General features: G+C 72.0%; 20 protein-coding genes. 16 read left to right on the top strand and 4 right to left on the bottom strand.

Annotated features, from left to right (window positions below; translation table 11 throughout):
- The first annotated feature begins 6 nt into the window (after positions 1-6).
- Entirely contained in the window at positions 7-1,458 is a 1,452-nt protein-coding gene (locus IE311_RS25125; RefSeq protein WP_189834067.1) for a GntP family permease, read from the top strand.
- Positions 1,459-1,513: 55 nt separating this feature from the next.
- Here the strand turns inward: IE311_RS25125 and IE311_RS25120 are convergent, their stop codons facing one another.
- Positions 1,514-2,878, bottom strand: a complete 1,365-nt coding sequence (locus IE311_RS25120; RefSeq protein WP_189834066.1) for a M14 family metallopeptidase — start codon at positions 2,876-2,878, stop codon at positions 1,514-1,516.
- Positions 2,879-3,002: 124 nt separating this feature from the next.
- Between IE311_RS25120 and IE311_RS25115 the strand changes: the two genes are divergently transcribed.
- Positions 3,003-4,511, top strand: coding sequence for a serine/threonine-protein kinase (locus tag IE311_RS25115; protein WP_268257205.1), 1,509 nt, complete (start codon positions 3,003-3,005; stop codon positions 4,509-4,511).
- A gap of 67 nt (positions 4,512-4,578) precedes the next feature.
- Here IE311_RS25115 and IE311_RS25110 read toward each other — a convergent pair whose 3' ends face one another.
- The gene (locus IE311_RS25110; protein ID WP_189834065.1) at positions 4,579-6,300 is read right to left on the bottom strand and encodes a chitinase; all 1,722 of its coding nucleotides are present in this window, start codon (positions 6,298-6,300) and stop codon (positions 4,579-4,581) included.
- Between the two features lie 388 nt (positions 6,301-6,688).
- On the opposite strand from IE311_RS25110, the gene IE311_RS25105 reads away from it, so the two are divergent.
- The 14 genes from IE311_RS25105 (at position 6,689) to IE311_RS25040 (ending at position 18,014) form a co-directional block, all read left to right on the top strand.
- Positions 6,689-7,720 carry a hypothetical protein gene (locus IE311_RS25105; RefSeq protein WP_189834064.1) on the top strand — a complete coding sequence of 344 codons (1,032 nt, stop codon included), beginning with the start codon at positions 6,689-6,691 and terminating at the stop codon, positions 7,718-7,720.
- 106 nt (positions 7,721-7,826) lie between these two features.
- Positions 7,827-8,534, top strand: a complete 708-nt coding sequence (gene cpaB / locus IE311_RS25100) for a Flp pilus assembly protein CpaB (protein ID WP_189834063.1) — start codon at positions 7,827-7,829, stop codon at positions 8,532-8,534.
- A gap of 7 nt (positions 8,535-8,541) precedes the next feature.
- Positions 8,542-9,807: an AAA family ATPase gene (locus IE311_RS25095; RefSeq protein ID WP_189834062.1), complete on the top strand. Its 1,266-nt coding sequence runs from the start codon at positions 8,542-8,544 to the stop codon at positions 9,805-9,807.
- A gap of 3 nt (positions 9,808-9,810) precedes the next feature.
- A complete protein-coding gene (locus tag IE311_RS25090) occupies positions 9,811-10,173 on the top strand; it encodes a TadE/TadG family type IV pilus assembly protein (RefSeq protein WP_189834061.1) in 363 nt (120 codons plus the stop codon).
- Positions 10,170-10,550, top strand: coding sequence for a TadE/TadG family type IV pilus assembly protein (locus IE311_RS25085; RefSeq protein WP_189834060.1), 381 nt, complete (start codon positions 10,170-10,172; stop codon positions 10,548-10,550). Before IE311_RS25090 ends, IE311_RS25085 begins: the two co-directional genes overlap by 4 nt.
- On the top strand, positions 10,547-11,893 hold the full coding sequence (locus IE311_RS25080; RefSeq protein WP_189834059.1) for a CpaF family protein: 1,347 nt from the start codon (positions 10,547-10,549) through the stop codon (positions 11,891-11,893). Before IE311_RS25085 ends, IE311_RS25080 begins: the two co-directional genes overlap by 4 nt.
- Positions 11,890-12,834, top strand: coding sequence for a type II secretion system F family protein (locus IE311_RS25075; RefSeq protein ID WP_229902139.1), 945 nt, complete (start codon positions 11,890-11,892; stop codon positions 12,832-12,834). Before IE311_RS25080 ends, IE311_RS25075 begins: the two co-directional genes overlap by 4 nt.
- A gap of 16 nt (positions 12,835-12,850) precedes the next feature.
- Complete coding sequence (locus IE311_RS25070) at positions 12,851-13,738, top strand: DUF5936 domain-containing protein (protein ID WP_189834058.1); 888 nt, start codon at positions 12,851-12,853, stop codon at positions 13,736-13,738.
- A 190-nt stretch (positions 13,739-13,928) separates the two neighbouring features.
- The gene (locus IE311_RS25065) at positions 13,929-15,083 is read left to right on the top strand and encodes a sensor histidine kinase (protein WP_189834104.1); all 1,155 of its coding nucleotides are present in this window, start codon (positions 13,929-13,931) and stop codon (positions 15,081-15,083) included.
- Positions 15,080-15,814 (top strand): response regulator, encoded by a 735-nt coding sequence (locus IE311_RS25060; protein WP_189834057.1) that lies wholly within the window; start codon positions 15,080-15,082, stop codon positions 15,812-15,814. Before IE311_RS25065 ends, IE311_RS25060 begins: the two co-directional genes overlap by 4 nt.
- A 108-nt stretch (positions 15,815-15,922) precedes the next feature.
- Complete coding sequence (locus IE311_RS25055) at positions 15,923-16,120, top strand: Flp family type IVb pilin (protein ID WP_189834103.1); 198 nt, start codon at positions 15,923-15,925, stop codon at positions 16,118-16,120.
- The gene (locus IE311_RS25050; protein ID WP_189834056.1) at positions 16,120-16,797 is read left to right on the top strand and encodes a pilus assembly protein TadG-related protein; all 678 of its coding nucleotides are present in this window, start codon (positions 16,120-16,122) and stop codon (positions 16,795-16,797) included. Before IE311_RS25055 ends, IE311_RS25050 begins: the two co-directional genes overlap by 1 nt.
- Before the next feature lie 14 nt (positions 16,798-16,811).
- Positions 16,812-17,384, top strand: coding sequence for a hypothetical protein (locus IE311_RS25045; protein ID WP_189834055.1), 573 nt, complete (start codon positions 16,812-16,814; stop codon positions 17,382-17,384).
- Positions 17,385-17,393: 9 nt separating this feature from the next.
- On the top strand, positions 17,394-18,014 hold the full coding sequence (locus IE311_RS25040; RefSeq protein WP_189834054.1) for an OmpA family protein: 621 nt from the start codon (positions 17,394-17,396) through the stop codon (positions 18,012-18,014).
- Between the two features lie 23 nt (positions 18,015-18,037).
- On the opposite strand, the gene IE311_RS25035 is transcribed toward IE311_RS25040, so the two are convergent.
- Positions 18,038-18,583: a hypothetical protein gene (locus IE311_RS25035; RefSeq protein ID WP_189834053.1), complete on the bottom strand. Its 546-nt coding sequence runs from the start codon at positions 18,581-18,583 to the stop codon at positions 18,038-18,040.
- Between the two features lie 132 nt (positions 18,584-18,715).
- Entirely contained in the window at positions 18,716-19,639 is a 924-nt protein-coding gene (locus IE311_RS25030) for a hypothetical protein (protein ID WP_189834052.1), read from the bottom strand.
- Positions 19,640-19,761: the final 122 nt, after the last annotated feature.

The raw sequence follows: 19,761 nt of genomic DNA, 5'->3' as shown, positions 1-19,761 counted from the left end.
CCCGCCATGAACCCCGTCGCGCCCCCGCACACCGGTGGACTGCTCCACCTCATACCCGGCACCGCCGGACTGCTCACCGTCGCCGCCCTCGGCATCGCCGTCCTGCTCCTGCTGATCATCAAGATCCGGCTCCAGCCCTTCGTCGCGCTGCTGGCCGTCTCCATCGGCGTCGGCCTCGCGGCCGGCCTCTCCGTCACCGAACTCTTCGGCACCGTCCAGAAGTCCGCCGCCACCTCCGTCATCGAGACCGGCATGGGCGGCATCCTCGGCCATGTCGCGATCATCATCGGCCTGGGCACCATGCTCGGCTCGATCCTGGAGGTCTCGGGCGGCGCCGAGGTGCTGAGCAGCCGCCTCCTCGGCCTCTTCGGCGAGAAGCGCGCCCCCCTCGCGATGGGTCTCACCGGACTCATCTTCGGCATCCCGGTCTTCTTCGACGTCGGCATCTTCGTCCTCGCGCCGCTCGTCTACGCCGCCGCCAAGCGGTCCGGCAAGTCGATCCTGCTCTACGCCATGCCGCTGCTCGCGGGTCTCTCCATGACCCACGCCTTCCTCCCGCCGCACCCCGGCCCCGTGGCCGCCGCCGGGCTGCTGCACGTCTCGCTCGGCTGGGTCATCCTGATGGGCGTCCTCGTCGGCGTCCCCGCCGTCCTCGCGGCCTGGGCGTACGCCGGCTGGATCGGCCGCCGCCTCTTCGTCGCGGTCCCGCAGGACATGGTCGAGGCCGCCGAGGAGGCCAGGGCCAAGGTCGCCGCCGAGCGGGCCGGGGGCGCCGGGGGAGCCGAGGAACCGGTCGCGCTCTCCACGGTGCTCCTCATCATCGGCACGCCGCTGGTCCTGATCCTCGCCGCGACCTTCTCCTCCATCGCCCTGGACCCGTCCACCCTCCGCTCCGTCGTCGAGTTCTTCGGGAACCCCTTCGTCGCCCTGACGATCGCGCTGTTCCTGGCGTACTGGCTGCTGGGCATCCGGCGCGGCTGGTCCCGGAAGTCCCTGGAGCAGGTGTCCACCTCCTCCCTCAAGCCGGTCGGCAACATCCTGCTCGTGGTCGGCGCGGGCGGGGTCTTCGGCGCGGTCCTCAAGGTGAGCGGTGTCGCCCAGGCGCTCTCCGACACCTTCCACGACGTCGGTCTCCCCGTCATCGTGCTCGCCTACCTCATCTCCCTGGTCCTGCGCGTCGCCCAGGGCTCGGCGACGGTCGCCATCGTCACCACGGCCGGCATCGTGCTCCCGCTGGTCGAGGGCGGGGGCCACTCGCAGGCCTTCCTCGCCCTCGTCATCATGGCGATCTCCGCGGGCTCGATCTTCGCCTCGCACGTCAACGACGGCGGGTTCTGGATCGTCTCGAAGTACTTCGGCATCACCGAGCGGGACACGCTCAAGTCCTGGACGGTCCTGGAGTCGGTGCTCTCCCTGGCCGGTTTCGCGGCGGCGGCCCTGCTGAGCCTGTTCGTCTGAGCGCGGGGGCGCCCCGGCGGTGTTTCCGCCGGGGCGCCCCTTCACGTACGGACCGTCAGGCCGAGCAGTACTGCGCCTGCTTGCCGATCGAGCGGTACATGCAGTCGGCGTTCTCCAGGAGCTGGAGGACCGCGTCGCGGTTGCGGCTCGTCTCGCGCTCGATGACCTCGTCGGGCGGGTAGAAACCCCCGCCGGAGGACGAGGACGGATACATCTCGAAGGTGTACCCGAAGATCTTGTGCGCGCCCCACAGGTAGTCGTCGATGGAGCCGTCCGTGATGTAGAGGTCACTGGACTGCTCGGCCGTGTAGCCGTTGCTGGCCGCCATCTTCCCGCCGACGGCGGCGAAGGCGTTGCGGTCGTCCAGCGTCATGCCCGGCGCGGTGTTGGCCGTGGTCCAACCGAACGGCCAGAGCACCAGCTCGCTGTAGGTGTGGAAGTCGATGGCCGCGGTGATCTGTTGCTTGCCGCCGACCGCCCGGGAGCGGACGAAGTCGGCGACGACCTTCACCTCGGGGGCGGACTCGGGGGCCGTGCCGCGGTAGGTCTCCGAGCTCTTGGAGCTGGAGGAACCGCCGCAGCAGCCCCACTTGTAGTCCCAGTTCCGGTTCATGTCGGTGCCGATGTACGAGGAGCCGGAGTTGGGCTGCCGGTTCTTGCGCCAGCTGCGGTAGGAGCCGCTGGCGATGTCGTACTCGCCGCCGTCCGGGTTGAGGTCCGGGACGATCCAGATCTCGCGCCCGTTCACGGCGTTGGTGACCCGGGAGTCGCTGCCGTAGCCCGCGCCGAGTTCACGCAGCAGGTAGAGCGCCATCTCGACGGTGAGGTGCTCGCGGGCGTGCTGGTGGTGGGTGAAGAGGACCTCGGGCTCGGCCTCGTCGGTGGCGACGTTGTCGCTGATCTTGATGGCGACGATGTCCCGGCCCTGGTACGACTTCCCGATCACCTGCTTGCGCATGATGGACGGGTACTGGGCGAGCCGCTGGTCGATCTCCGCGTTCATCTCCGCGTAGTTGTGGTACTTCGCGTCGGCGGAGGGGAAGTCCAGCGCCCCGACGCCGTGGCCGTGCTGGTCCTCCTCGCCCGAGCGGTTCGGCGGGCCGGGCAGGGCGACCGGCCGGTAGCCGAGGGCCTTGAGGTTCCTGAGCTGTTCGGTGTTGGCGCTGACGACGACCGAGCGGGCGTCGACCTCGTCGATCGAGACGCCGGTGGCGGCGAGCGCGGTGCGGGCGGCCGGGGTCGACGGTCCGGCGACCTCGTACTGCCGGATCACCTCCTCGGCGCCCGAGGCGATACGGGCGGCGGTCGACGCCGGGTCTGCCCCGGCGGGCGTGGTGAGGGCGGAGAGGGGCGCCGCGAGGGCGAGCGCCACGAGGGCCGCGAGGGTGGCGGACCTTCTGCCGCGGATGGGACGTCGCATGCTGTCTCCTGGGTGGGGAGGGTGGGGGGTGCGACAAGCTCGTGCGGGTGGTTGCGCGTTCCGGCACATGGTGAGGCCATGTCATGGACGGGTCAAGATGAGGAGTTCAGCCATACTGTCCCGCGTGGGGACCCTCATCGGCAGATACGTCATCGAGCACAAGCTAGGCGAAGGCGGCATGGGCACCGTCTATTTGGCGCGATCGCGCGGCGGGCGCGCCGTCGCCGTCAAGGTGGCCCGGCCGGAACTCGCCGCCGACCCCTCCTTCCGCGCGCGCTTCCGCGCCGAGGTCGCCGCCGCCCGGCAGGTCGGAGGCTTCCACACCGCGCAGGTCGTCGACGCCGACCCCGACGCCGAGGCGCCCTGGCTCGCCACCGCCTACATCCCCGGCCCCACCCTCGCCGCGCTCGTCACCGCCCAGGGCCCGATGGACGAGGTACGGATCCGCTCGCTCGGGGCCGCGCTGGCCGAGGCCCTGGAGGCCATCCACGCCTGCGGCCTCGTCCACCGCGACCTCAAGCCCGGCAACATCGTCATGGCCCCCGACGGGCCCCGCGTCCTCGACTTCGGGATCGCCCGCGCGCTGGAGTCGACCCGCCTCACCGCCACCGGCTCGGCCTTCGGCACCCCGGGCTATCTCGCTCCCGAGCAGGCCCTCGGCGAGGAGGTCACCGGAGCCGCCGACGTCTTCGCCCTCGGCGCGGTGCTCGTCGCCGCGGCGGGCGGCCGGCCCTTCGGGGACGGCACCCCGATCGGGCTCATGTACCGGGCGGTGCACGAGGAGCCGGACCTCGCCCCGGTGCCGGAGTCGCTGCGCGGTCTCGTGGGTCGCTGCCTCGCCAAGAACCCGGCCGAACGGCCCACGCCGGAGGAGATCCTGGACGTACTCGGGGCGGGTGCGGGTGCGGGTGCGGGAGCGGAGGCGGGGCCGGCGGCACCCTCGACGCCGAACGGGACGGTGATCCCGACCGGGACGGTGACGCGTACGCCCGCGCCGTCGCCGTCGCCGTCGCAGGGCGTCGGGTCGGGGGTCCCGTCGGGCTTCGGGCCCCCGCAGGACGTGCCGTCGCCCCTGGGCGCGCCGTCGCTCCAGGACGCGGTGCCGCCGCAGGCCGTGGTCCCGCCACTCGGCGTGGTGCCGCCGTCCTACGGGGCGCCGCAGGGAGCGGCCCCGCCGGCGGACCCGGTCCCGCCGGTCTTCGGGGCGCCGCAGGGGGCGGTCCCGTCCGGGTTCGGGCCGCCGCAGCAGTCGGTCCCGCCGGCCTTCGGGCCGGCGCAGGACTCGGTTCCGCCCGGGTTCGGGCCGCCCACCCCGACGCGCTTCCTGCCCCCGCCGCCCGCCGCGCCCCCGCAGCCCGTGCCCGAGTTCGTCGCCGCCGACAACGTCTACGGGATCGTCGCCGACGGCGCGGGCATCTGCCTGCAGCTCCTCGACGACGAGGCCGAATTCACCTGGTCCGAGGTCGGTGCCGTGCGGTACGAGCGGACCCGGCGCGGCCGGTGGCTGCGGATCACCGTTCATCTGTACGACGGCAGCAGCTACCTCTGCGAGATCGACGGCCGCCGGGCGGCCCGGGTCGACGAGTGGGTCCACGGCCTCGACCGGGTCCTGGCCCGGTTCCTTCCCGTCTGAGGAAACGGCACAGCGCCGCCGGGGGAGCGGCGGCGCTGCGGTGGGGCTTCCGTTCGGGCGGGTGGTGTTACGGCAGGTTGTGGACGTGCGGGCCCACCGCGTTCGACCAGGCGTTGCCGGCCGTCGCGTCCCAGTTGGTCGACCAGGTCATGGCGCCGCGCAGCGTCGGCCAGGCCTGGGCCGGCTTGAAGGTGCCGCAACTGGTGAGCTTGGTCAGGCAGTCGAGCGCGTTCTTCACGATCTGCGGGTCGACGTAGCCGCTGCCCGCGCCCCGCGTGGAGGCGGGGACGCCCAGACCGACCTGGGACGGGGCGAGGCCGCCCTGGATCTGGATGCAGGCGAGCGCGGTGAGGAAGTCCACCGAGCCCTGGCTGTACACCTTGCCGTCGCAGCCGAGCATCGAACCGCTGTTGTAGTACTGCATGTTGACGACCGTGAGGATGTCCTTCACGGCGAGCGCGGTCTTGAAGTACTCCGTGCCCGTGTTCTGCATGTCGATGGTCTGCGGGGCCATCGTCAGGACCATCGACGAACCGGCCTTGGCGGAGAGCTGACGCAGCGCCTTGGTCAGGTACGTCGAGTTGATGCCGTGCTCGAGGTCGATGTCGACGCCGTTGAAGCCGTACTCCTGCATCAGGGCGTAGGCGCTGTTCGCGAAGGCGGTCGCGGAGGCGTCACTGTTGATCGTGACGTTCCCCTTCTCGCCGCCGACCGAGATGACGACCGACTTGCCCGCCGCCTTCTTGGCCGCGACGTCCGCCTTGAAGTCGGCCACCGAGGCGTAGCCGACGGCCGGGTCGAGGTTGAAGACGATCTGGCCGGCCGTGGTCGTCGAGTCGGCGAAGGACACGGCGATGATGTCGTACTGCGACTGCACGTCCCGCAGCTTCTGGACCGTGGCGCCGTTGTTGAAGTTCTGCCAGTAGCCGGTCAGGGCGTGCTTGGGAACGGCCGGGCCGGGGCCCGGGTCGGTGACCTTCGCGGTCCGGGCGGTCACGGCGGCGGACTTCGCGGACTCGCCCGCGGAGTTCGTGGCGGCGACCTGGAACTGGTAGGCCGTGTCGGCGGTGAGTCCGGTGACGGTGGTGGAGGTGCCGGTGACCGCCTGCGGGTTGGCGCCGTCCCGGTACACCTTGTAGCCGGTGGCGCCGGAGACGGCGTTCCAGCTCAGGGGCACGGAGGAGGAGGTGGTGGTGCCCGCGGCGAGACCGGCCGGGGTGGACGGGACGACCGGGTCGGGGTCCTGGCCGCCGCCCCCGTCGGGACCGAAGACGCTGACGTCGTCGACGGAGTACGGGGAGGTCCCGTACCAGCCGTGGGTGTAGATCTCGACCGAGGTGGTGCTCGCGCCGGTGGTGAAGCTGGTGGTGAGCTGCTTCCAGGCGGCGCTGTCGGGCGTCCAGGTGGAGACGCTGCCGCTGCCGGTCCCGGTGCCGCTCGCGCCGAGGTAGGCGTAACCGCCCTGCACCCAGGCGCTCAGCGTGTAGGTGGAGTTGGGCTTCACGGCCACGGTCTGCACGCACTTGGCGTTGTCGAGGCCGGCCGGGGTGGCTCTGAGGGCGCCGGCGCCGGTGCGGACCGGGGAGGAGACGGCGGCGCCGCTCCCGGCGGAACAGGCCCAGTTGGCCAGGCCGTTCTCGAATCCGGCGTTCTTGGCGACGTTGACGTCCGCCGCCTGCGCGGTGCCGGCTCCGCCGACGAGGACGAGCCCGGAGCCGACGGCGAGCGCCAGGGCCCCGCCGAGCCAGCGGCGTCCGTGCGGGCGGGTGGTGGTGCGGTCCACGTGCATCCTCCGGTGGGGGAGTTGGGGATGTGGAGGTGCCGTACGTCGTCGTACGGAGGGCTCGTACGGGGGTACGAGGCGATGCGGGGGGTACGGAAGTACGAGGTGTACGGGGAGTGCGGACGGTGGCCACCGTTGTCGGAACAAGCTGGTCCAGACCAATCGCGTTGTCAAGACCTCTGGCAGCAAGGGCTGTTCGGGCGGGGTGAAAAGGGCCGAGGGGCCCAAGCCCGGGCCCAAAGAAATGGGGACAGCTTGGCGGATTGTGTGTTCACCACCCCGGGGGACGTGGATAAGGTGCAGAGGCGGCAGCACCCTGCGGTGACGCCGTGAACGCGGTAAGTGATCCGCGGCCCCCGGGACGGCGGAGGCCGGAGGGGACGGGGGGTCCGACGTGCCGACAGCGATCGCGGTCACCAGCGCCGACCTGGTGCTGCCACCGACCGACCCCGGAACCCCGCACGCCACCGTCCTCCCGGCCCCCGACAGCCAGTCGCTCGACGCCTCGATCGCCGACATGCAGCAGCTGCTCGCGCGGTACGGAGAAGTGATCGTCGTCTGCCCCACCTCCGCCCCGGCCGCCGTCGAGCAACGGCTGCGCGCCGTCCGCGGCCTCCTCGAAAGCGACCGGATCGCCCTGGTCAGGACCGACCTGCCACCCCTCGGAGCGGCCGTACTCGTCCGTCAGCTCCGGCAGTTGGCGGGCTGCGACTTCAGCCCCGGCGTCCTCGCCTCCGCCGCCCGGCTGCTCGCCCACTACATCTACGCGGGCGCCGTCCTCGGCTCCGTCTCCCGGCTCGACCGCGTCCCCGTCAGCCTCGGCTCCCACCTCAAGAGCTGGCTGCCCGGCGCCCACTTCGCCGTCCTCGCCGGACCCACCCCGCAGATCGTGCGCGTCGGCGGCGGGGAAGAGACCCTGGCGGGACCCGAGTTCACCACCGAACTCCTCCTCGCCCGGGGCCAGCTCCAGACCGACTGGCCCACCGCCCACCTCGTACCCCGCTGGCGGATCCAGGGGGCCGCGGTCGAGGCGGCGCTCCCCGAGTCCTCACCCGGCTGGTGGGGCACCGGCAAACTCGTCGAGTTCGCCGCGTACCTGCCCGACCTACCCGTCCTCTACCAGCTCGTCGCCTCCGTACGGCGCGAGACCTGCCACTGGTGCGCGATGGACCTCATCGGCGACCGCTGCGGCTTCTGCGGCGCGCCGCTGCACGTGGGAACAGCGCCGGAACAGGGCGGACGCGCCCTCGGAGGTGCGGAGACTCGGGCACCGGGCGCCGGTACCCGCACTCACGCCGCGGACGCCCGCGCTCTGGGAACGGGCGTGCCCGCGCAGAGTCCGCGCGCCCTCGGCACCGGCGCGCACGCCGCGCCCGCGGGGCCTCACGCACTCACTCCCGTGCACCCCCCGCGCGCGCTGCCGTGACCCGCATCCCGCACGACCCCCGCCGGGTCCACGCCCCAGACCCCCGCCCGTCCGCTCCCCGCCCCCGCCCGTCCGGTCCCACGTCTCCGATCGAGGTAGTACGGCCATGAACTCCCGCCAGCGCCGCGGCGTCATCCTGCTGCTGCTGTCCGTCCTGTGCGCCCTCGGCGCCTTCGCCGGCGTCCTCGCCGTCATCAGTGACGTGAACTCCAAGGTCGGCCCGGAGACCACCGCGTACCGGATCAAGAAGGACGTGGACCCCTACGCGCCGCTGAGTCCGAGCCAGTTCGAGAAGATCTCCATGCCCGAGCGCTGGCTCTCGGAGACCGCCGTCACCGACCTCCGCCAGATCGAGGGCAGGATCGCCGTCACCCGGCTCAAGGCCGGTTCCCTCCTGCAGACCGACATGATCGTGAAGCGGCCCGAACTTCAGCCGGGCCAGCAGGAGATCGCCATCATGATCGACGCCGCCACCGGAGTCGCCGGAAAGATCAAGGCCGGTGCGACCGTCAACATCTACGCCACCTTCGCCGGCGAGAAGAAGGGCGAGACCGCCCAGTCCCGGATGATCGTCGCCGGCGCCCGCGTCCTCGACGTCGGCCAGCTCACCCCGATCAGCGACAGCTCCGGCCGCGCCGGCCGCGCCAACGAGGCCGTGCCGATCTCCTTCGCCCTCTCCACCCTCGACGCCCAGCGCGTCGCGTACGCCGAGTCCTTCGCCGAGCACGTACGACTCGCCCTCGTCGCCCCCACCACCGGCGGCGCCCCCGCCGACCAGCGCGACCGCACCTACACGCTCGAAAAGGACAAGTGAGGCCGGTATGACCACCAGGATCCTGCCGGCCGTCGGCGACCCCGACGCGGCCCGGTCCGTCACCACCCTGATCGGCCAGCTCCCCGACGCCGAACCCGCCCCGCCGGTCACCGACTCCACCCAGCTCGTCGACACCCTCGCGCGCCTCGCCGCCGCGTCCCTCGACGAACTCCCCGAGGTCGTCCTGGTCCACGAGCGGATCGGACCCGTCCCCGCCCTCGAACTCGTCCGCGAGGTCGCCCTCCGCTTCCCCGCCGTCGGCGTCGTCCTCATCACCGCCGACGCCAGCCCCGTCCTCTTCTCCGCGGCCATGGACTCCGGAGCCCGGGGACTCGTCACCCTGCCCCTCGGGTACGAGGAGCTCGCCAGCCGCGTCCAGGCCGCCGCCCAGTGGTCCGTCGGTGTCCGCCGCCACCTCGGCGCGGGCGCCGAGCAGGTCACCGGCCCCGGCGGCACCGTCGTCACCGTCAGCGGCGCCAAGGGCGGTGTCGGCACCACCGTCACCGCCGTCCACCTCGCCCTCGCCGCCCGCGCCTCCGGACGCACCGTCGCCCTCGTCGACATGGACCTCCAGAGCGGCGACATCGCCTCCTACCTCGACGTCCAGTTCCGCCGCTCCGTCGCCGACCTCGCCTCCATCGCCGACATCTCGCCACGCGTCCTCCAGGACGCCGTGTACGTCCACGAGACCGGCCTCTCACTGCTCCTCGCCCCGGCCGAGGGCGAACGCGGCGAAGAGGTCACCGACCGCGCCGCCCGCCAGGTCGTCAGCGCCCTGCGCGGCCGCCACGAGGTCGTCGTCGTCGACTGCGGCTCCCGGCTCGACAGCGCCAACGCCGCCACCATCGAGATGGCCGACACCGCGCTCCTCGTCGTCACCCCCGACGTGGTCGCCGTCCGGGCGGCCAAGCGGACCGTACGCATGTGGGAACGGCTCCAGGTCCGCAAGGCGGAGGAGACCGTGACCCTGGTCAACCGCCACCACCGCTCCACCGAGATCCAGCCGCCCCTCGTCCAGAAGATCACCGGCACCCGGGTCGCGGGCGTCTCCGTCCCCGCCCACTTCAAGGAGCTCCAGGCCGTCGTCGACGCCGGCCGGCTCCACGAACTCGACGCCAAGTCGACGGTCAAGCAGGCGCTGTGGGCCCTCGCGGGCGAACTGGGCCTGGTCCAGGCGCCCGCCACGGCGACCTCGGGACAGCCCGGCAAGCAGCTCGCACGCGCGGGCGACCGGGGCTCGCTCGGGCTGCGGCGCCGCACCGGAGGGCGCTGAGCCATGACCACGGTCCGGGACGACGACAGGGGACAGGTGGCGGTCGAGTTCCTCGGCATGGTGCCGGTCATCCTGATCACCCTCGCCCTGCTCTGGCAGGTCGTCCTGGTCGGCTACACGTACACCCTGGCGGGAAACGCGGCGGACGAGGCCGCGCGCGCGGCGGCCGTCGGCGACGACTGCGGCGAGGCGGCGCTGCGGCACCTGGACGGGGCGTGGAGGAGCGGCGCGAGTCCGTCCTGCTCGACCGGCGGCGGGATGGTGACGGCCGTGGTCGAGATCCGGGTCCCCGTCCTGGTCCCCGGCGTCGGAGGGCTGTTCACCGTACGCGGCAAGGCCGGCGCGGTAGCGGAGGAGAGCCGGTGAACGCGCGTACGGGCAAGGCGCTCCGCGACCGCGGCCAGGCCGCCATCGAGTACCTCGGGTTCCTCCCGATCCTGCTCCTCGTCGGACTCGCCGGCCTCCAGCTCGGCGTCGCCGCGTACGCCGCGCAGCAGGCGGGTTCCGGCGCGCGCGCCGCCGCCCGGGCGGCGAGCAGTGACGCCGAGGACCGGCCCGACGCCGTCGCGGCCGGATTCGCGGCCGCCGACTGGGCCACCGGGGTCGACGTGGACGCCGCCGGGGGCGAGGCCGTCGCCACGGTCACCGTGCGCATCCCCTCCGTCGTCCCCTTCTGGAGCGACTTCGGCGACGTCCGCAAGACCGCCACCATGCCGATGCCCGACGAGGAGGACCTGCCATGAGCCTGCGCGCCCGCATCAACGCCCCCGAGGACCACGGCGGCAACGCCGCCGCCCGGGAGGACGGCCACCTCGTCGCCGCCTTCCGCGCCAAGCTCCTGGAGGAGATCGACCTCACCGAGATGTCCGCGCTCGCGGCCGCCGAGCGGCGGGCCCGGCTGGAGCGCGTCCTCGGGCACATCATCAGCCGTGAGGGTCCCGTCCTCTCGACCGCCGAACGGTCCCAGCTGATCCGCCGCGTCGTCGACGAGGCCCTCGGGCTCGGCGTGCTCGAACCGCTCCTCGAAGACGCCTCGATCACCGAGATCATGGTCAACGGCCCCGACCAGATCTTCATCGAGCGCGCCGGCCGCGTCGAACTGCTGCCGCTCCGCTTCGCCTCCCACGACCAGCTGATGCAGACCATCGAGCGGATCGTCTCCACCGTCAACCGCCGCGTCGACGAGTCGAACCCGATGGTCGACGCCCGGCTGCCCTCCGGCGAGCGCGTCAACGTCATCATCCCGCCGCTCTCGCTCACCGGGGCCACCCTCACCATCCGCCGCTTCCCCCGCGCGTACACGCTCCACGAGATGCTCGGCCTCGGCTCCCTCGACGAACAGATGCTGCTCCTGCTCTCCGGACTCGTGCAGGCCAAGTTCAACCTGATCGTCTCCGGCGCCACCGGCACCGGGAAGACCACCCTCCTCAACGCCCTCTCCGGTCTCGTCCCCGACGGCGAGCGGATCATCACCATCGAGGACTCGGCCGAACTCCAGCTCCAGCAGTCCCACGTCATCCGGCTGGAGGCCCGCCCGCCGAACATCGAGGGCCGCGGCGCCATCTCCATCCGTGACCTCGTCCGCAACTCCCTGCGCATGCGTCCCGACCGGATCATCGTCGGAGAGGTCCGCGGCGGCGAGACCCTCGACATGCTCCAGGCGATGTCCACCGGCCACGACGGCTCCCTCGCCACCGTCCACGCCAACTCGGCCGAGGACGCGCTCATGCGCCTCCAGACGCTGGCCTCGATGTCCGAGGTCAAGGTGCCGTTCGAGGCGCTCCGCGACCAGATCAACAGCGCGGTCGACGTCCTCGTCCAGCTCACCCGGCACCCCGACGGCACCCGCCGCATCACCGAGATCTCCGTCCTCGCCTCCCACGGGCGCGAACGCTTCCTGCTCGCCACGGTCTGCCGCTTCCACGCCCAGCCGCTGGCCGCCGACGGACGGGTGTACGGGCGGTTCACGTACCACCCGCTGCCCCGGAGGGTCGCCGAACGCCTCTACCTGGCGGGCCAGCCCATCCCGCAGGCCTTCGGCGTGGCCGCGACCGACGCCCACCTGGCCACCCGAGAGGCGGAATGATGACCGACCCCTTCTGGCTGACGATCGGCGTCGCGCTGCTCTGCTGCGTCCTGGGAGTCACCGGCGTCCAGCTGTACGCGAGCGGGGCCCGCCGGCACGCGGCGCTCGTCGCCCGGCTCGACGAATCGGGCCCGCCCGAGACCGGCGGCCGCCGCAGGCGCCGCTTCCGGGGCGTCGACCGGCGCGTCCGCCGGACCGCCCTCGGCCGCAGGCTCGAACTGCGGATCGCGGCCACCGGCCTCGACATCACACCCGGCGAGTTCACCGTCGCCCTCGCGGCGACGGTCGCCGTCCTCTGGGTCGTCGGCCAGGCCGCGCTCTCCCCCTTCTTCGGCCCGATCTGCGGGCTCCTCGGCGTGTGGGTGGCGATGGGCTACCTCGGCTGGCAGCGCCAGAAGCGCATCGAGAAGTTCATCAACCAGCTCCCCGAGCTCTCCCGCATCCTGGCCAACGCCACCCAGGCGGGGCTGGCCCTGCGGATGGCGCTCAGCCTGGCCGCCGACGAGCTGGAGGCCCCCGCGGGCGACGAGCTGGAGAAGGTGGCCCAGCAGCTGGCCGTCGGCACCTCCCTCGACGACGCGCTCGGAGAACTCGCCGAACGCCTGCCCTCCCGCGAACTCGTCGTCCTCGTCACCACCCTCGTCCTCGCCAACCGGGCCGGCGGCACCGTCGTCTCCTCCCTGCGCAACCTCACCGAGACCCTGGAGGAACGCAAGGAGACCCGGCGCGAGGTCCGCACCCAGCTCTCCCAGGTGAGCATGACCGCGTACTCCGTCCCCGTCATCGGCGTCGGATCGCTCCTGCTCATCGACAACATGCAGCCCGGCGCCCTCGACCGGATGACCGGTTCGGGCATCGGACAGTTCGCCGTCGTCGTCGCGTTCGCCCTGTACGTGGTCGGCTTCGTCGCCATCCGCCGCTTCTCGAAGATCGACGTGTAGGGACGGGACAGCCACCGTGGACCTCCTCCTCGCCCTCCTCGCCGGCCTCGCCGTCGCCGGGGTCGCCTACGGCCTGCGGCTCTACCGCGCCGACGCCAAGCTCCCCGACGACCTCCGGCTCGCCCTGGAGGTCGGCGCCACCCGCACCGGCGCCGTCGACTCCGCCGTCGACCGGCTCGGCATGCGCTGGTCGCCCGCCGTTCTGCGGCTGATGGGCCCCAAACGCGTCAACGCCGTCCGCCGCCGCATCGACCTCGCCGGAAACCCCGGCGGCCTCACCATCGACCGGTACGGGGCGAGGCGCGCCGTCTACGGCTTCCTGGGCGTCCTCGGCGGCCTGCTCATGCTGAGCAAGGGCTCCTTCCTGGTGGCCCTGCTTCTCTTCGCCTTCGGCGCGTTCTGGACGGAGGTCGGCATCTGGTCGGCGGTCCGCATCCGCAAGGACCAGATCGAACGCACCCTGCCCGACTTCCTCGACGTGCTCGCCGTCGTCGTCTCGGCCGGCCTCGGCTTCCGGCAGGCCCTCGAACGCGTCGCCGAGAAGTACGAGGGGCCCTGGGCCGACGAACTCCGCATCACCCTGCGCCAGATGGACATGGGCGTCAGCCGCCGCCAGGCCTTCGACGAACTTCGCCGCCGCAACGACTCCGAGCAGGTCGCCCAGTTCGTCACCGCCCTCCAGCAGGGCGAGGAACTCGGCGCACCGATCGTCGACACCCTCATCCAGATCGCCAACGACATGCGGCGCACGGACGCCCAGAACGCGCGCCGCAAGGCGGCCAAGGCCGTCCCGAAGGCGACCATGGTGATCACCACGCTGATGGTCCCGGCGACGATGATCCTGCTCGGCGCGGGTCTGTTCCTGGGCACGGGGACGGACTTCGGCTCGGTGACGGGCGAGTGAGCGGGTGAGACGCACCCTCCGGACCGGGAAGCCCCGGACCGCCACGCGCCGGGCCGACGTACGGGCCGAGGCACTCCGCGGCGGCGCGGGGGCCGACGTACGGGCCCCCGTGCTCCGGGCCGACACGCGGGCCGACGCGATCCGGGCCGACGCGCAGGCCGACGCGCTCCAGGTGAACGCCCTCCAGGCCATGTGCCGACAGGTCTTCGGCTTCCGCCTCGCGATGATCGCCCTCGCCGCCCCCGCGGCACTCCTCGGCGCCGCGCCCGGACTCCCGGTCCGGCTCGTCGGCGCCGCCGTCGTCGTCACCTTCATGGGCTCGTACGTCCTCTTCCGCGACTGGGAACGCTTCGGCCCCCTCCTCCTCAAGCACCCGGCCCTGCTCGCCGCCGACACCCTCCTCGGCGCCCTGCTCCTCGTCACCGCCGGACCGCAGAGCACCCTCGGATACGTCAGCGTCTGCACGCCCCTCCTCGCCGGACTCGCCTACAGCTGGCGCGGCGCCGCCTTCTTCGCCTGCCTCCAGTCCCTCGTCCTGCTCGCCGTACGGGGCGACGTCCTCCTGCTCGCCGGCCTCTGCGTCATCACGGGCGCGCTCGGCGTCACCCTGCGCAACCTGCTGCTGCGGTACGGCGAGGCCGGCCGGGCCCTCGCCGAGGCCCGGGTACGCCTCACCGCGGCCCAGGCCGTCGAGGTCGAACGGGCCAGGCTCGCCCGCGAGATGCACGACTCCGTCGCCGGCACCCTGCACGGCCTCGCCCTCGCCGCCGACGCCCTCGCCGTCTGCTCCGACCCGGCCGAGGTCAACGAACGGGCCGCACTCGTCGCCCGCGCGGCCCGCCGGGCCGCGGCCGAATCCCGCGAACTCCTCTCCGACCTGCGGAGCCAGTCGTACGGCGGGGCCGGGGCGGCCGGCGTCGACCTGGCCTCCGAACTGACCAACCGGGTACACGACTTCAACACCCGCTGGGAGGCCTCCGGCATCGCCACGGCCTACCGCTCGGAGGGAGACGGCACCCCGCCCGTCGTCCCGTACCCGATGGCCCGCCAGCTCCTCTCCATCGCGGCCGAAGCGATGGAGAACGCCGGCCGCCACGCCCACCCGACCCGCATCGACGTCACGGCCGGGGTCCACGCGGGCCTGCTCCGCATCAGCGTCCGCGACGACGGCCGGGGCCTGCCGCCCGGCACGACCCTCGACACCCTGCGCGGCACGGGCCACTTCGGCCTGGTGGGCATGGTCGAACGGGCGGCGGGCGTGGGCGCCAGGCTCCGGATCGGCCGCGGGGACGCGGAGCGCGGCACCGAGGTACGCCTCGAAATCCCCCTGGGAGCCACGAGATGACATCGACGGCACCGACCCCGGCGGCACCGGCCCCGACGGCACTGACACTCCTGGTGGCCGACGACAACCCGGTGGTCAGAGCGGGCCTGCGGTCCCTGCTCGGGGGCCGCCCGGAATTCCGGGTGGTGGCGGAGGCGTCGGACGGCCGCGCGGCCCTCCGTGAAACGCTCCGCACCCGACCGCAGGTGATCCTCCTCGACGCCCGCATGCCCCCGCACGACGGCCTGACGGCCCTTCCCCATCTCGCCCGCCTCGCACGCGTCCTGATGCTCACCCACAGCCGCGAACCGCGAACGGTGGAGGAGGCCCTGCGGCTCGGAGCGGCCGGCTATCTCGTGCACGGCGAATTCACGACGGAGGAACTGGTGCGGGCGGTCCGGGACGTGGGCGAGGGGCGGTCCCGGTTCACGGCGACGGCGTCGGAGGTTCTGCTGCGGTCGCTGCGTGCGAGCGCACACGAGGGAGGAGACCCCATTGTCTCAATGTCACCGCAGCTTGAATCCAGCTCTTCGCGCCTGCAACGGACTGTGGAACAGTGGGGACTGAGTGCGAGGGAGGTGGAAGTGATGGACCTGATCGCCACGGGCCTGAACAACCGGCAGATCGCCGCGACCTGCTTCATCACCGAGAAGACGGTCAAGAACCACATCAACCGAATCTTCGCCAAACTCCACACCGACACCCGTGCCGAGGCCATAGCCTCCTGGCTGGGCACCAGGCCCACCCGATGACCCGGGCCCACAGATGGGCCCACGGGCCCTGTGCACCGACGAAGGGGTCGGCGTACCGTGCCCGTGCGCAGGCGTCTGAACGCGGAGGGGACCACGATGAACGACGCGATGCTGAAGGCTCTGACCAAGGCCAAAGTACGCATGACGAGCCGACTGCTGTCCGGGGACCGCGGGCAGACGGCGGTGGAGTATTTGGGGATCATCGTGGTGGTGGTGGCGATTGTGGTGGCCATCACCGGCACGGACATCGGGCAGTCGATCAAGGACGCCATCGCCACGAAGATTTCCGAACTCACGGGCGGCTAGTGGCTGCGCCTGACGCAAGGGGAGATGAGGGACAGGCGTTCCCTGTCTACATCGCCGCCATAGCGGGTCTGTTGTTTCTGGGGTTCGTCTACTTCGTGGTGGGACAGGCTGGCGCCTTGCGTAATGACGCCCAGACTGCCGCGGACTCGGCGGCACTTGCCGCCGCACAGGACGCTAGGGAGCAGCTCCGTGAGGGGTGGCTCGCGGTGATTCTCGAACCTGGGAAGTGGGACGGATTCCTTCAGGGTAGGGATTACGACACGTCCTCGGCGTGCCAGCACGCGGCTGTCTTCGCTGCCGAGAACGGCGCGGATATTGCGGAACCTGGCTGTGTGCCTCTTTCGGGTCAAGAGGGCTTCAGCGTCACGGTGCTGACGCGGGACAGTGTCGGCGACTCCATTGTCCCTGGAACGGCGGCGCAGCGTGCCAAAGCGTCCGCATCGGCAGTGATTGAGCCGAGGTGCTTCTTCACGGCACCGGAGGAGCCTGAGCCGGAGGAATCCGAGCCCGATCCCGACCCCACGGAACCGGGTGAAGAGCCGGAACCGGAACCCGAACCCGAGCCGATTACTGGGCTCACCTGTGATGGCGACACCTGGACGATCGATCCCGACGCCCCGACGCTGCCCAGCGCCGTGGATCTCTTCACTGTCCGACTGACCGGCGACGACGAGTAAAGGAAGCGCGCTTCATGAATGTTCGGTACGCGCGAAAGGGGTTGACCTCCCTCGCGGTCGCATCGTTGGCTCTCTTCGCGGTCGGCTGTGGAGCCGAGGAAAAGCCGAAGGCGGACAAGCCGGCTGCGACCACTCCTGCGCCTCAGAAGACCCCGGCGGGCCAAGAGTCACCGGGCGCTGAGGAGCCTGAGGAGGTTGTGGCCGTTGCCAAGGGGCAGAAGGGGCTTGAGCTGGCCATCAACTCGGTGGAACGGGATGCCGGCGGATTCCTGACCATCAAGGGTCAGTTGAAGAACACGTCCAGCGCTGGGACCATCATTTCCTCTCGTCTGAGTGGCGACGAGACGGAGGTCGTGAAACACGGGAACTCTTTGGGCGGAGCTACGCTGGTCGACTCCGTGGGGAAGAAGCGCTACTACGTGTTGAGAGACACGGATGGGCGCCCACTGACCACCTCCGGACTCTCAAATCTTGGCGCCGACCGGTCCATCCCGGTCTTCCTCCAATTCCCCGCGCCCCCCGCCTCCACCACCGACGTCTCCTTCCAGCTCCCCACCTTCGAACCCGCCACCCTCAAACTCTCCTGAGGCGCCACGATGACGACGACATACCGCCGCCTCGCCGCCCTCGCGATCGTCACGGTCGCCCTGGGCCCCTTCGCCGTGCCCAGTGCTCATGCCGACGATCCCCCCGGTTCCGCCGCGTCCGCCTCGCCGCCTCCGGCCATCGACTCCAACTCGCCGGAGCTGATGCTCCCCGACGGTGCCACTCTCGCCCCCGCCAAGGTTCTCGACATCAAGCAGATCGTCGAGGAGGAGGGTGGCGAGCAGCGTCGGGCCGACACCAACGTCGACGTCACCTTCGCGTTGCAGGCCGAGGTGTTGTTCCCGAAGAACAGCGCCAAGCTCGGGCCCGCCGCCACCGCCCGGATCGCCGCCATCGCCGCGGAGATCGACAAGTTGGGGTCCGGGCGGGTCCGGGTGTTCGGGTTCACCGACAACCTGGGGACGTACGAGCACGGTCTGAAGCTGTCCAAGCAGCGTGCGCAGGCGGTGCAGTTGGTTCTCGCGCGGAGTCTCGACCCGGCCACGACCTTCGACATCCGCGGGTACAGCGAGGACTATCCGATCGCCGACAACGGTTCCGAGGAGGGCCGCAAGAAGAACCGTCGCGTCGAGATCTCCTTCCCCCGCACCACACCACCCGTCACCCCCTGACCACGGGCGTTCAGGCGCCCGCCTCAGGGCCCCTCGACGTGCTGGTCCCCGCCGGTCTGGACGACGCGTCCTCGGCCGGAGGCCTTCGCGCGTTGTTCGAGCTGGGCGGGGACGCCGTCGGAGGGGGTGCCCGGAGGGGCGTTCAGGTGGCCGCCGGCCTGGAGGACGCTTCCGTCGTCGGACGCCTCGGCGTGCTGCTCGACCCGGGACGGGGCGGCGGAGGGCTGCTGACCGCTGCCCGGGGCGCCCGCGGCTGCCGGATTGCGGTCGTTGCCGCCGATCTGGGTGACCTGGCCGTTCTCGGACGCCGTCGCCTCCTGGGTCACCACCCGCCGAGGCGCGGGATCGGGCGCGGGCGTCGGCGTCGGCCGTTCGCGTGATGCCCACCAGCCGCCCGCCGTCAGGACGCCCGCCGCCGTCACCGCGCCGAAGGCGAGGGCCGTGTCGAGTCGGGGGCCTTCGCCCTGGGGCAGCCATCCCCACGGCACCGCCCGTACCACCCAGACGCCCACCCCGAACGTGGCGGCCGCCGCCACCACGACCGCCAGCCACCGCACCGCGCGTGTCATCCCCGTCCCCTCCACGATCCCCGGCCCGGGCACACCACGGGCCACACCCATGGTGTCGAACGGAGGGCGTCCCCGTCAGGCGGTGGGGTCAAAGAAGTGGCCCAGGGAGCGTGTTGGGGCCCTCGCCGTCCTTCAGGCGAGTGTCAGTGCCGCTCGGATCGTGGCCGTCATGCGGTCCGGGTGGTGGAACACCTCGCCCGCCGTGAACCGCAGGACGCGCCGGATCTCCGGGCAGGACTGCAGTGCGTTGAAGCGGGCCACGTCCCGTTCGTGGGCCCGGCGGGTGCCGTGGAAGGCGTAGCCCTCGACCTCCACCGCCAGGCCCTCCGCGCGGAAGAGGAAGTCCGGACGCAGGGGCGGCCCCCATGCCGTGCGCAGCGTGGGCTGCGAGTCGGGGAACAGGCCCGCGTCGCCCATCCGCAGCCTGGCCACCGTCTCCGCGGGGGAGCCCGACGCCGCCTCGGCCAGCCGGATCCAGGAACGGGCGCGGGCCGCTCCCCGCCGGGGCGCCGCGAGTTCGGCGGTGAGCTCCTCGTACCGGACGAGCGCCTCCCGCCGTACCCCTTCGACCGCCCTCCGGGCGAGCGCCGAGTCCGCGACCACCACCGCCTCCTCCCGGCTGCCGGCGGCCCGTATCAGATCGCCGACCGTCCGGGCCGGGGTCGTCGTCCGCAGCCCCCGCCGGGTCGACCGGTCGCCGGCCGTCAGGAAGGTCGTGGTGCGGACGCGTATGCCCTCGCCGCGCAGCGAGCGGCCGGGTGCGGGGGTCGTGAACTCCAGGAGGTCCGGCCGCTCCGTCGCTCCGAGGCGCTCGACGCGGTGCAGGCGCGCCGCCGTCCCGTGGCTGCACACCAGCTCCGGGCGCAGCAGCTGGAGCGCCGTCGCTCTCACCCGCCAGTCCACCTCCTTCCCCGGGGCCGCCCACGCGCCCCGGCAGATCCGCTGCCAGCCGTCCCGGCGCAGACGGCCGGCGAGGCGGCCCGGGGACCAGCCCGCCGCGACCGCCCAGACCGTCAGGAGGACCCCGCCCCTGGCGAGGATCGCCAACTCGTACATACGCCCAACGATCCACGGAAGAGGGACAGTTCGCACCCCCTGTGGAAAACCTGCCGAAAGCCGTCGTCAGGAAAGCGCAAAGGTGGCGGGACAGCTCCGCCGGGCGGGAGCATTCTGGACTG

This window comes from Streptomyces zaomyceticus (genome assembly GCF_014656215.1).
Classification (GTDB): Bacteria; Actinomycetota; Actinomycetes; order Streptomycetales; family Streptomycetaceae; genus Streptomyces; species Streptomyces zaomyceticus.
This window is presented reverse-complemented; position numbering and strand designations above follow the sequence as displayed.